Origin of the sequence: Glycomyces sambucus (genome assembly GCF_900102815.1) — a bacterium.
GTDB lineage: Bacteria > Actinomycetota > Actinomycetes > Mycobacteriales > Micromonosporaceae > Glycomyces > Glycomyces sambucus.
Window position 1 is genome coordinate 501,139 of the sequence record NZ_FNGF01000006.1, and the last position, 12,066, is coordinate 513,204.

A 12,066-nucleotide genomic window follows, 5' to 3' on the forward strand; every position below is an offset into this window, starting at 1 on the left:
GCAAAAGAGGCCGCCGAGCAGATGCTCGGCGGCCTCGGTCTTGTCACGGCTACAGCCGATGACGGGACTGACTCTGATCCAACAGCTCGCAGTGGGAAAGCCGCCAGCCGTGCTGCGTAGCGGCGAAGGTGAACGTCATCGCATGATGTGCAGCGCCGTTCTCGACCATGGCGACGACCTCGGCGGTAACGGCATTCGGAAAACTCGCCCGGCGAACCCGAACCTGCCGAAAGTGGCTCGGCACCCGCCTGCGGACCCGCACGAACGCGGCCCACCCCTCCGGCGTCGCCAACAACCGTGCCTCGGCGGCGGCCTTGCGGCCGGTGAGCACGTTCAGAAAATAAGCGGAGTAGCTGACGGCTTGACGCGGGTTCGGGGCGGTCACAATGTCGTTGCGGCAGTTCATGATTGTCCCAATCGTTCGGTGGGGAACGGCTGAAAGGAAATCTAGAGGTCACCTTGAGTGAAGTCAACAACACCCAAGGTGAATCCGCCTCCCCGCCAACGCAGAATTTGTCGACCTCGAACGAGTGAGCTCCCTTGTAGATCCCCACGTAAACGACAAGCGCCCGGCAGTAACCAACCCCGCCTGCCGAACCCTACAAAAATCGACAATCTCGCTTCAGCGTGTCGCGCAGAATGGTCCTGAGCAAAGATCAGGTCCTGGAAGATCGCACGGGAACGACGGACAGGGCACTACCCGAGCACGCTCAGCACCCCCGGAAGCGCTCAAATCGGCATCACGATTCTCGATATCCAGGCAGGCCCTGGCGCATTTGCAGCGCTCATTGCACACAGGCTCAGGACAAGAAAAAACCCTGGTCAACATTTCGTTGACCAGGGTTTTCTACTGGTAGCGGGAGGCGGATTTGAACCACCGACCTCCAGGTTATGAGCCTGGCGAGCTACCGAGCTGCTCTATCCCGCGTCGGTATGTAAAGAGTACATCATCCCGGAAACCACCTGCCACAGCGGGTTCAGTGAGGGGGGTCACGCCTTGTTCACCTGGGGTTTCAGTGGATTTGCGGGGTGAATGTGAAAAGGCCCGGCCGTTTCGGGCCGGGCCTTCGCTCAGAAGCCGAGGCGTTCGAGCATCTTCGGGTCCTTCTGCCAGTCCTTGGCGACGCGGACGTGGAGGTCGAGGTAGACGCGGCCGCCGATGAGCTGGGCGATGCCCTTGCGGGCCTTGGTGCCGACCCGCTTGAGGCGGTCGCCGCCCTTGCCGATGACGATGCCCTTCTGGGAGTCGCGCTCGACGTAGATCTCGGCCCAGATCTTCTTGCGCGGGCCGCCGTCGGAGTCCTCGTCCTCGACGTCCTCGATGACGACGGCGAGGGAGTGCGGCAGCTCGTCGCGGACGCCCTCCAGGGCGGCCTCGCGGATGAGCTCGGCCATCATGACCCGCTCGGGCTCCTCGGAGATCATGCCGTCCGGGTAGAGCTGCGGCGACTCGGGCAGGTGGCCCGAGAGCACGCCGACGAGCTCGTCGAGGTTGTCCCCGGTCTTCGCGGAGACGGGCACGATGTCGGCGAACTCGCCGAGGGCCGCGACGTTGGTGAGGTGGCGGACCAGGGCGTCCTTGGAGACGAGGTCGATCTTGGTGACGACCGCGACGACCTTGGCGCCGAGCTTGGCGATCTCGCCGGTGATGAACTTGTCGCCGGGCCCGGGCTTCTCGTTGGCCGGCAGGCACAGGCCGATGACGTCGACCTCGGACCAGGTCTGGCGCACCAGGTCGTTCAGGCGCTCCCCCAGGAGCGTGCGCGGCCGGTGGAGGCCGGGCGTGTCCACCAGGATGAGCTGGGAGTCCGGGCGGTGCAGGATCGCGCGGACCACGTGGCGCGTGGTCTGGGGCCGGTTCGACGTGATCGCGATCTTCTGGCCCATGATCGCGTTCGTGAGCGTGGACTTCCCCGCGTTCGGGCGGCCCACGAAGCAGGCGAAGCCTGCGCGGAACTCGTTGCTAGGCAAGACGGTTGACCTCTTTCCGGATGACCGAGTAAGCGGTCACGTCGCTGCTGATCTCCTTGGCGGCCTTGAGGCCGTCCTCGTCCGACTCGGCGCCGAAGACCACGGCGGCCTCCAGCGCCTCGGCCCCCGCCGCGAACGCCTGCGCGACCGCCGCCTGGAGCGCGGTCAGCCGGAGGGACGGCAGGTCGACCGCCGCCGAGGCGTAGGTGCGGCCGATGGCGTCGCGGACGGCCGCGCCGGTGGTCTGCGAGACGCGCCCCGCGGCCCCGCGGGCCAGCGTGACGAGTTTCGCGTCCTCGGCGTCGAGGTCGTCCACGTGCAGGTCAGACATTGATTTCGTGCCTTTCGTCGGTTGCGGTCGCGGCTTCCGGAGTCTCGTCGTCGGCCTCGGGAAGGCGCGCGACGCGGACCGTCTCGATGCGGTTGCGCCGGCCGACGGTGCCTTCGGCGGTGAGTTCGAGCCCGGCGAGCCGGGCCCGGTCGCCGGCGAGCGGGACCTTGCCGAGCTCGGCGGCGAGCAGGCCGGCGACGGTGTCGACGTCGACCTCGGGCAGGTCCACGTCGAAGAGCTCGGCGAGGTCCTCGACGGAGAGCCGGGCGGTGACGCGCGCGGTGCGGTCGTCGAGCCAGGCCACGGGCGGGAGCTCCTGGTCGTACTCGTCGGTGATCTCGCCGACGATCTCCTCCAGGATGTCCTCGATGGTGACGAGCCCGGCGGTGCCGCCGTACTCGTCGACGACGCCCGCGATGTGGATCCTGCCGGTCTGCATCTCGCGCAGCAGGTCGTCCACGGGCTTGGAGTCCGGGACGATCGAGACCGCGCGCATGACCTCGGCCACGGCCGGGTTCGCGCCGTCGTCGAGGCGCACCAGGTCCTTGAGGTAGACGACGCCGCGCAGGTCGTCCAGGTCCTCGCCGACCACCGGGATGCGCGAGAAGCCGGAGCGGAGCGCGACCTGCTTGGCCTCGTCCGCGGTCGTCTCGGCGCTCACCCACACCATCGCGGTGCGCGGCACCATGACCTCGCGGACCACGGTGTCGCCCAAGGCGAACACGGAGGCGATCATGTCGCGCTCGTCGTGGTCGACGGTGCCCTGGGCCTCGGCGGCGTCGACCATCTCGCGGATCTCGATCTCCGAGGTCGCGAACGGGCCCTCGCGGAAGCCCTTGCCGGGCGTCAGCGCGTTGCCGAGGAGGATGAGGAGCTTCGCCAGCGGCCCCAGCGCCGTCCCGAGCATGGAGACGGGCCCGGCGACGGCCAGCGCGACCGGGTAGGCGTGCTGGCGGCCGAGCGTGCGCGGGTTGACGCCGATGACGACGAAGGACACGACGGTCATGACGGCGGCGGAGAGGACCACCGCGGTCCACGAGTCGTCCCAGTTGTGGAACGCCAGGACCGCGACGATCGAGATCGCGGCGGCCTCGCACGCGAGGCGCAGCAGGATGAGCAGGTTGAGGTGCCCCGGGAGGTCCTCGGTGATCTTGACGAGCGATTCGGCCCCGCGGCGGCGCTCGCCGGCGAGTTCGGCGGCGCGGGCCGGGGAGACCGCGGTGAGGGCAGAGTCGACCATGGCGGCGGCCCCGGCGACGACGATGAGCGCGACGGCGGCTGCCAGCAGGGTGTACGGCATTGCGGCCTAACTCTCCGCCGCGGCGGCGCGTTTGGCGCGCCAGGAGTCGAGCAGCCGGTTCTGGAGGCCGAACATCTCCTTGGCCTGCTCCGGCTCGGCGTGGTCGTAGCCGAGGATGTGGAGCACGCCGTGGACGGAGAGCATGTGCAGCTCGTCGGCGGTGGAGTGCCCGGCGTCCTTGGCCTGGGCCTCGGCCACCTCCGGGGAGAGGACGAGGTCGCCGAGGATCGGCGTGCCGGGCTCGGAGGAGTCCGGGCGGCCGGGCATCGCGTCGTCCATCGGGAACGAGAGGACGTCGGTGGGCCCGGTGCCGCCCATCCAGCGCTTGTTGAGCTCGGTCATGTGCTCGATGTCGACGATGAGGACCGAGAGCTCGGCGAGCGGGTTGACGCCCATCTCGAGCAGTGCGAACTCGGAGACGGCGCGGATGCCCGACTCGTCGACCTCGCGGCCGGACTCATTGATGATCTCGATGCCCACGGTTCCCTCGATGCCCTTTCCCGGCGGGTCCGCGATGGCTCTCCGTCGCGGCGTCCCACTTCTCGTAGGCGTTCACGATATCGCTGACCAGCTGGTGACGGACGACGTCTTCCGCCCGGAGCGTGGCGAAGTGCACGTCCTCGACGCCTTCGAGGATGTCGCGGACCACGCGCAGGCCGGAGGTGGTGTTGTTCGGCAGGTCGACCTGGGTGATGTCGCCGGTGACGACGATCTTGGAGCCGAAGCCGAGGCGGGTGAGGAACATCTTCATCTGCTCGGGCGTGGTGTTCTGCGCCTCGTCGAGGATGATGAACGCGTCGTTCAAGGTCCTGCCGCGCATGAAAGCGAGCGGCGCGACCTCGATCGTCCCGGACTCCATGAGCTTGGGGATCGAGCCGGGGTCGATCATGTCGTGGAGCGCGTCGTAGAGCGGGCGCAGGTACGGGTCGATCTTCTCGAACAGCGTGCCGGGCAGGAACCCGAGCCGTTCGCCGGCCTCAACCGCGGGGCGGGTGAGGATGATCCGGTTGATCTCCTTGGACTGGAGCGCCTGCACGGCCTTGGCCATGGCGAGGTAGGTCTTGCCGGTGCCGGCGGGGCCGATGCCGAAGACGATGGTGTTGTTGTCGATCGCCTCGACGTAGTGCTTCTGCCCGATGGTCTTGGGGCGGATGGCCTTGCCGCGCTTGGAGACGATGTTCTGCGAGAGCACGTCGACGGGGCGCTCGCCGGGAGCGGACTTGAGCATGTTCTCGGTGCGCCGGATGACGTCGGCGTCGATGTCCTCGCCGTTCTCGATCAAGGCGAGCAGCTCCTTCACGAGCCGTTCGGCGGCGCGGGGGGCGCCGTTGATGCCGGTGAGGGTGATCGTGTCCCCGCGGACGTGCAGGTCGACGCCGGGGAAGCGGCGCTCGATGAAGCGGAGGTTCTCGTCGGCGCGGCCCAGCAACGCCATGAGCGAGCTCTGGTCGCCGACGGTGATCGTGGACGTGATCGTCGAGGTGTTCTGGCTGTTGTCAGAGCTGTCGGTCATAGGCTTCGCCGCGAGGGCTGTTCGCCACCTGCTTCCTGAAAGAGAGTTCGAGCGGCCGCTCAGGCCGCTGGTTCCATGCCCCAATGGTAGTTCCTGCCTGCGACAAGGGACAGCGAGTAATGCATGCCGCGGTGTGATTTCATCCCGCCAGCAGCGGTTCGAACGATTTGCCGCCGAGCACGTGGAAGTGCACGTGGAAGATGGTCTGCCCGGCCTCGGCCCCCGTGTTCGCGAGGAGGTTCCAGCCGGTCTCGGCGACGCCCTCCGAAGCGGCGACCTCGGCCGCCGCGGCCAGGACCTCCGCGGCCAGCGCGGGGTCGGCGGCGGTCAGTTCGGCGACGTTCGCGTAGTGGGTCTTGGGGATGACCAGGACGTGCGTGGGCGCCTTCGGGTGGAGGTCGCGGAAGGCGAGCACGCGCTCGGTCTCCAGGACCTTGGTCGAGGGGATCTCCCCGGCGGCGAGCTTGCAGAAAATGCAGTCGGTGTCGGTCATGCGCTGATCCTAGGAGGCGCGGCCGCTCACCAGCGGCCGAGGCGGGCCTGGAGGACGGCCAGGGCGGCGGGGCCCGCGGTGGAGGTGCGCAGGACCGTGTCGCCGAGGCGGACCGGCTCACCGAACTCCGCTAGGGCGGCGAGCTCGTCGGGGCTGATGGAGCCTTCGGGACCGATGACGAGGGCGATCTCTCCGGTCGCGGCGAGTTCGACCTTGGAGAGCGGCAAGGTCGCCTCCTCGTGGAGGACGAGGACCTGGGCGGCGCTGCGCAGGCGCTGGACCAGCTGCTTGGTGGTGTGGAGCTCGGCGACGTGCGCGAGGTGGGCGCGGCGGGCCTGCTTCGACGCCTCGCGGGCCGTGGCCTCCCACTTGGCGCGGGCCTTGTCGCCGCGCGGGCCCTTCCACTGGACGATCGATCGCGAAGCGGCCCAGGGGATCACCTCGTCGACGCCGATCTCGGTGAGCATCTGCACGGCGCGTTCGCCGCGGTCGCCCTTGGGGAGCGCCTGGACGACGGTGAGCTTCGGGTCGGGGTCGGGGAGGGTCCGGTTGTCGAGGACCTCCAGGTGGAGGAGCCCGCGCTCGGCGCGGTCGACGCGCGCGGAGGCGACGCCCCCGGCGCCGTCGGCGAGGAGCAGCGTCTCGCCCGACTGGAGGCGCTGCACGTCGGCGGCGTGGTGCCCTTCGGGGCCGTCGAGGACGTAGGCGCCGACCGCCGGGAGTGCGTCGACGAGGAAGACCGGATCGCTCACCGCAACAGCCTAGGGCCTCGGAGATGGGTGCGAGCGGTGAGCCGGGAGGAGGTTACGGGGCGAGGTGGTGGGGAGGCCGCGGCCGGGTTCGGGCCGGAGGCGGTGGCCGGGTCCGGTGGTCGACCGGGAGAGCGCCCGGCGGCCCCGCCAGGCGCTGGCGGTAGCGGTCAGCGGTCAGCGGTCAGCGGTCAGCGGTCAGCGGGTGAAGTCGACCGCGCGGTCCCAGCGCAGCCGGCCGGTGATCTTGCGGTACAGGCCCGCGTCGCCGAGGCTGCCGAAGGAGTGGTCGAAGCGGCCCTTCGGGAGGTGGTATGGGACGAGGTCGACGTAGCCGTCCTTGTCCGCGGGCGGGTCCCAGCGGTTCGCGGGGACCAGGACGCGCCATTCGGCCTCGCGCGGGGCCTGGGTGGTGCACTTGAGGACCCAGTGACCGCGGCCGGAGTACCCGATGACGAGCACCGGCCGCTCCTTGGAGCGGCGCGGCTCGTCCTCGAACGGGACGTCGGCGAGCCAGCGCTCACCGGTCTGCGGCCCGCCTGCGGGCGGGGCCGCGTCGAGGCGCGGGCCGCCGGGGGCGCGGGTCGGGGCCGAGCGGCGCCGCAGGACGACGACAAGGGCGACGAGGCCCGCGATGAGGATGAGGGCGAGGAACGACAGTGTCGCGGGGTCGAGGCTGATCACGGCCCCGAAGTGTAGTGGAGCCCCGCTTCCCGTTCGCGCCGAGCGCGTCCGGGGCGGGGCATTGGGGTCGAGGTGCGGTCGCGGGTCGGACCGGGCGCGGGCGTCCGGCGTCGTCGGCAGGATCGCCGCGGCCCGGTGCGGGACGGCGATCATGCGGGCCGTCGCCGTTCGCACGGGCGTGCCAGTGCCCCTGCCCGGCGCCGTCGAGCGCCCCCGCAGAGGGGCCGCGCGGCGCCGGTCCGTTCGGGGCGCCGCGGCTTCGGTTCGTGCGCTACGCGTGTCCGTTGAACGCGTCGCGCATGCGGCTAAAAAACCCGCTGCCGCCCTTCACTTCCTTGATCTCCTCGTCGCGGAGCGTGGCGAGCTTGCGGAGCAGCTCCTCCTGCTCGGCGTCGAGCTTGCCCGGGGTGCGCACGTCGAGCTCCACGTACAGGTCGCCGCGCGCGCCGCCGCCGCGGAGCTTGGGGACGCCGTGGCCGCGGACCTTCTTGATGGTGCCGGGCTGGGTGCCGGAGGTGACCTCGACCTCGACCTGGTCGTCGAGGGTGTGGATGTTGAGCTTGGTGCCGAGGGCGGCCTGGGTCATGGGGACGCGGACGCGGCAGCGCAGGTCGGAGCCGTCCCGGGTGAAGACCTCGTGGGGCTTCTCGTGGACCTCCACGTACAGGTCGCCGGCGGGGCCGCCGCCGGGGCCGACCTCGCCCTCGCCGGAGAGGCGGATGCGCATGCCGTCCTCGACCCCCGCGGGGACCTTGACGGTGATGCGCCGGCGCGAGCGCACGCGGCCCTCGCCACCGCACTTGCGGCACGGGTCGGTGATGATCGTCCCGTAGCCCGAGCAGGCCGAGCAAGGCCGCGCGGTGCGGACCTGGCCGAGGATCGTGCGCTGCACGACCTGGACCTCGCCGGAGCCGCCGCAGGTGCTGCACGTCTGGGGCTCGGTGGCCCCTTCGGTGCAGGAGCCGTTGCACGAGTCGCACAGGATCGCGGTGTCGACCGTGAGGGTCGACTCGGTGCCGAACGCGACCTCTTCGAGGTCGAGGTCGAGGCGCAGCAGCGCGTCGTTGCCGGGCCGGGTGCGCGAGCGCGGGCCGCGGCGGCCGAAGCCGCCCATGGAGCCGCCGAAGAAGGCGTCCATGATGTCCTCGAAGCCCATGAACGGCGCCCCGGCGCCGCCGGCCGCGCCCCGCGCGTACGGGTCGCCTCCGGCGTCGACGATCGCGCGCTTCTGGGGGTCCATGAGGACCTCGAAGGCGGCGTTGATCTCCTGCAGCCGCTCCTGCGCGTCGGGTTCGTCGCTGACGTCGGGGTGGTACTTGCGCGCCAGCTTCCGGTACGCCTTCTTCAGTTCGTCCTCGCCGGCGTTTCGTTCGACGCCGAGAATGCCGTAGTAGTCCTTAGCCACGTGCGCTCTGTCCTGTCAGCGGTTCTGTTCCAAAATCTCGGAGACGTACCGGGCGACGGCGCGGACGGCCGCGATCGTGCCCGGGTAGTCCATGCGGGTCGGCCCGAGCACGCCCATGTGCCCGACGACGGAGCCGGGCCCGTACCCGGCAGTGACGACGGTGGCCTCGCGGAAGTCGGCGACCTCGTTCTCGTCGCCGATGCGCACCGTCAGCAGCGCGTTCGAGTCGGCGCGGCCGAGGAGCTGCATGAGCACGACCTCCTCCTCGAGGGCTTCGAGGATGGGCCGCAGCGACCCGGCGAAGAAGTTCCCGTTGCGGGTGAGGTTGGCGGCGCCGGCGACGGCGACGCGCTCCTCGGTGCGGGCGACGACGGACTCCAGCAGGACGCGCGCCAGCGCGGAGGCGGTGGCGCGCAGTTCGGGGCGGGCGAGTCCGGCGAGGCCGGCGATGATGCGGGGGGCGTCGGCGAGGGCCTTGCCCTGGAGCTGCTCGTTGACGAGGCGGCGCAGGTCGAGGACGTCGTCCTCGGTGAGTTCGGAGGGGACCTCGACGTAGCGCTGCTCGACGCGTCCGGTGTCGGTGATCATGACGAGCATGAGCCGGGTCGGGGTGAGCGAGACGAGTTCGAGGTGGCGCACGGAGGAGCGGTTGAGGCTCGGGTACTGGACGACCGCGACCTGGTGGGTGAGCTGGGCGAGGAGGCGCACGGTGCGGGTGACGACGTCGTCGAGGTCGATGGCCTCGGAGAGGAAGCGGTGCACGGCGCGGCGCTCGGCGGCCGAGAGGGGCTTGATCTTGCCGAGGCGGTCGACGAAGAGGCGGTAGCCCTTGGCGGTGGGGATACGGCCCGCGGAGGTGTGGGGCTGCTGGATGTAGCCGGCCTCTTCGAGGTAGGCCATGTCGTTGCGGACGGTGGCGGCGGAGACGCCGAGGGCGTGGCGCTGGGAGACGGCCTTGGAGCCGACGGGCTCCTGGGTGGCGACGTAGTCCTCGACGATGGCGCGCAGCACTTCGAGCTTGCGATCGTCCATCGCCGTCACGTCCCCTCGGTCTCGATGCGGTGCCACGGTCGGGCGGACCGGGCCGAAGCTCAGTCCGCCGGACTCAAGTTTGGCACTCCCTGTCCAGGAGTGCCAGTGTACGTGTGGGGTCAGACGCCCGGGATGACGAGCACGCCGTCGTCGCCGACGGTCACGCCGTTCTCCCCGAAGTCCTCGGCGAGCTCGTTGAGGTCGTCGAACGCGCCGTTGTCCTCGTCGAGGGTGGGGTAGCCGTCGCCGTCCATGCGGCTGGCCTGGGCCTGCGCCGAGACGATGGTGCCGTCCTCGCGGATGGTGACCGAGAGGATCGCGGAGCGCCCGAGGGCGCCGTCCATGCTGAAGAGGTTCTGGCCGCCGCCGAAGTTCCCGAGGGAGTAGGCGATGAGCTTGCCGTTGTAGACCTCCATGCCGCGCAGGACGTGGGGGCCGTGGCCGAAGACGAGGTCGGCGCCGTTGTCGATGCAGGTGCGGGCGAAGGCGCGGGTGTCGCCGCGGTCCTCGCCGAGGTAGTTCTCGACGCCTTCGGGGACGTGGCGGTGGTCGGTGCCCTCGGCCCCGAGGTGGGCGGTGGCGACGACGATGTCGGCCTGCTCCTTCGCGGCGGCGACGAGGGCGGCGACGGCGTCGAGGTCGCGGTTGTCGGTGTAGAACGTGTACGGCGCGAAGCCGACGACGCCGACGGTGAGTCCGCTCTCGGTCTCGTAGAGGCACACCTCGTCCTTGATGCCGCAGACGTCCATCCCGGCGGCGCGCACGGCCTCCTGGGTCTCGGTGGCGCCGTCGGGTCCGGCGTCCCAGCCGTGGTTGTTGGCCTGGTTGAGGACGTGGAAGCCGGCGTCGGCGAAGACCTGGGCGTACTCGGCGGGGAGGCGGAAGTAAGTGCACTCGCCGCCGCCGCACTTGTCGAACTCGAGGGTGGAGAGCGCGCCTTCGAGGTTGGCGATGACGAGGTCGCCGGTGAGGTTGTCGCGGACGCCGTCGAAGAAGCTGGCGCCCTCGTCGGAGGCCATCTGGTTCGGGTACGAGCCGGGCATGGTGTCGCCGACGTGCGTGATGGTGATCTCGCGGGGCGGTTCGGGCGAGGGGGACTCCGAGGGGGTCTCCTCGGCGGCGCCGGCGCCGCCGTCGTCCTCTGCCGGGGGTTCTTCTTCGGAGCAGGCGGCGAGGGCGAGGCCCGCGAAGGAGGCGGCGAGGACGCCGCGGCGGGAGGCGGCGGGGGATGGTGTGCGCATGGGCGGTCGGGCTCCGGTGTCGAGGATGCGGGGGTCGGGGCCGCCGGTCCCGCGGGGGGACCTCGGTGCCGGGGGTCGGCGCGGCCCGCGGCGGCGGGGCCGACTGGGGACCGGCTCGCCGCGACGGGTCAAATCTACGGGGCGCTCGCTTTCGCGTCGTCAGGCGGTGAGGTCTCTCACCACGGCGTCGGCGAGGAGGCGACCGCGGAGGGTGAGGACGAGGCGGCCGTCGCGGAGTTCGGCGAGCCCTTCGGCGGCAACGCGTTCGGCCGCGGCGGCGCCGGCGGGGCGGAGTTCGGCCAGCGGGAGGCCCCCGGCGAGGCGGGTGAGCAGGAGCACGCGTTCGAGGTAGCGGTCGTCGGCGGTGAGGCGCTCGTGGCCGGCGACGGGCAGGCCCTGCGCGAGCGCGGTGCCGTACGTGGAGGGGTGCTTGTGGTTCCACCAGCGGACGCCGGGCAGGTGGGAGTGGGCGCCGGGGCCGGCGCCCCACCAGTGGCCGCCCTCCCAGTACAGGAGGTTGTGGCGGCAGCGGGCGGCGTCGTCCTTGGCCCAGTTGGAGACCTCGTACCAGGAGAAGCCGGCGGCCGCGAGCGCGGCCTCGGCGGCGAGGTAGCGGTCGGCGGCGACGTCGTCGGAGGGCTGGGGCACCTGGCCGGCGCGGATGCGGCGGGCCAGCGCGGTGCCGTCCTCGACGATGAGCGCGTACGCGGAGACGTGGTCGACCCCGGTGTCGACGGCGGCGGCGAGGCTGTCGGCGAAGTCGGCGGCGCGCTCGCCGGGGGTGCCGTAGATGAGGTCGAGGCTGACGTGCTCGAAGCCGGCGCGGCGGGCGTGGGCGACGGCGTCGAGGGCCTTCTGCGGGGAGTGCTCGCGGTCGAGGACCTTGAGGACGTGGGAGGCGGTGGACTGCATGCCGATCGACAGGCGGGTGAAGCCGCCGTCGTGGAGTTCGGCGAGGTAGTCGGCGTCGACGGACTCGGGGTTGGCCTCGGTGGTGGCCTCGTAGCCGTCGGCGAGGCCGAACGCGCGGTCGATCTCGGCGAGGATCGCGGCGAGGTCGGCGGCGGGGAGGAGGGTGGGGGTGCCGCCGCCGAAGAAGACGGTGTCGACCTTGGGGGGCTTGTCGAAGCGGGCGGCGGCGGCGCGGACCTCGCTGCGGACGATCGCGGCGTAGGTGTCGCGGGAGACCCCGGCGCCCAGCTCGGAGGCGGTGTAGGTGTTGAAGTCGCAGTAGCCGCAGCGCGAGACGCAGAAGGGCACGTGGACGTAGAACCCGAATCCGGCGGTCCCGGTCGAGGGGTCGGCGGCGGCCGCGGCGATGTCGGTTGCGGGACTGGTGGACACCCT

At 70.9% G+C, this 12,066-nt stretch carries 13 protein-coding genes and 1 tRNA gene; all 14 read right to left on the bottom strand.

Going from position 1 to position 12,066, the window contains the following annotated elements; translation table 11 throughout:
* Window positions 1–49: 49 nt before the first annotated feature.
* The gene (locus BLS99_RS20120) at window positions 50–406 is read right to left on the bottom strand and encodes an Rv3235 family protein (RefSeq protein WP_091053490.1); all 357 of its coding nucleotides are present in this window, start codon (window positions 404–406) and stop codon (window positions 50–52) included.
* A 445-nt stretch (window positions 407–851) separates the two neighbouring features.
* Window positions 852–928: transfer RNA gene (locus BLS99_RS20125), tRNA-Met, on the bottom strand.
* A 143-nt stretch (window positions 929–1,071) separates the two neighbouring features.
* On the bottom strand, window positions 1,072–1,971 hold the full coding sequence (gene era, locus BLS99_RS20130; RefSeq protein WP_091053491.1) for a GTPase Era: 900 nt from the start codon (window positions 1,969–1,971) through the stop codon (window positions 1,072–1,074).
* Entirely contained in the window at window positions 1,964–2,287 is a 324-nt protein-coding gene (locus BLS99_RS20135) for a cytidine deaminase (RefSeq protein ID WP_091053554.1), read from the bottom strand. The genes era and BLS99_RS20135 overlap by 8 nt, the downstream gene beginning before the upstream one ends.
* 7 nt (window positions 2,288–2,294) lie before the next feature.
* Entirely contained in the window at window positions 2,295–3,602 is a 1,308-nt protein-coding gene (locus tag BLS99_RS20140) for a hemolysin family protein (protein ID WP_091053492.1), read from the bottom strand.
* A 6-nt stretch (window positions 3,603–3,608) separates the two neighbouring features.
* Complete coding sequence (gene ybeY / locus BLS99_RS20145) at window positions 3,609–4,082, bottom strand: rRNA maturation RNase YbeY (RefSeq protein ID WP_091053493.1); 474 nt, start codon at window positions 4,080–4,082, stop codon at window positions 3,609–3,611.
* Window positions 4,060–5,115 (bottom strand): PhoH family protein, encoded by a 1,056-nt coding sequence (locus tag BLS99_RS20150; protein WP_091053494.1) that lies wholly within the window; start codon window positions 5,113–5,115, stop codon window positions 4,060–4,062. Before BLS99_RS20150 ends, ybeY begins: the two co-directional genes overlap by 23 nt.
* Before the next feature lie 139 nt (window positions 5,116–5,254).
* On the bottom strand, window positions 5,255–5,608 hold the full coding sequence (locus BLS99_RS20155; protein WP_091053495.1) for a histidine triad nucleotide-binding protein: 354 nt from the start codon (window positions 5,606–5,608) through the stop codon (window positions 5,255–5,257).
* 26 nt (window positions 5,609–5,634) lie between these two features.
* Window positions 5,635–6,360 carry a 16S rRNA (uracil(1498)-N(3))-methyltransferase gene (locus BLS99_RS20160; protein WP_091053496.1) on the bottom strand — a complete coding sequence of 242 codons (726 nt, stop codon included), beginning with the start codon at window positions 6,358–6,360 and terminating at the stop codon, window positions 5,635–5,637.
* Window positions 6,361–6,555: 195 nt separating this feature from the next.
* Window positions 6,556–7,041, bottom strand: a complete 486-nt coding sequence (locus BLS99_RS20165) for a hypothetical protein (RefSeq protein ID WP_091053497.1) — start codon at window positions 7,039–7,041, stop codon at window positions 6,556–6,558.
* Window positions 7,042–7,312: 271 nt separating this feature from the next.
* On the bottom strand, window positions 7,313–8,446 hold the full coding sequence (gene dnaJ / locus BLS99_RS20170) for a molecular chaperone DnaJ (protein WP_091053498.1): 1,134 nt from the start codon (window positions 8,444–8,446) through the stop codon (window positions 7,313–7,315).
* 15 nt (window positions 8,447–8,461) lie between these two features.
* Complete coding sequence (hrcA, locus tag BLS99_RS20175) at window positions 8,462–9,478, bottom strand: heat-inducible transcriptional repressor HrcA (protein ID WP_091053499.1); 1,017 nt, start codon at window positions 9,476–9,478, stop codon at window positions 8,462–8,464.
* A gap of 119 nt (window positions 9,479–9,597) precedes the next feature.
* The gene (locus BLS99_RS20180; RefSeq protein WP_091053500.1) at window positions 9,598–10,719 is read right to left on the bottom strand and encodes a CapA family protein; all 1,122 of its coding nucleotides are present in this window, start codon (window positions 10,717–10,719) and stop codon (window positions 9,598–9,600) included.
* Between the two features lie 159 nt (window positions 10,720–10,878).
* Complete coding sequence (hemW, locus tag BLS99_RS20185) at window positions 10,879–12,063, bottom strand: radical SAM family heme chaperone HemW (RefSeq protein WP_091053501.1); 1,185 nt, start codon at window positions 12,061–12,063, stop codon at window positions 10,879–10,881.
* Between the last annotated feature and the right edge of the window lie 3 nt (window positions 12,064–12,066).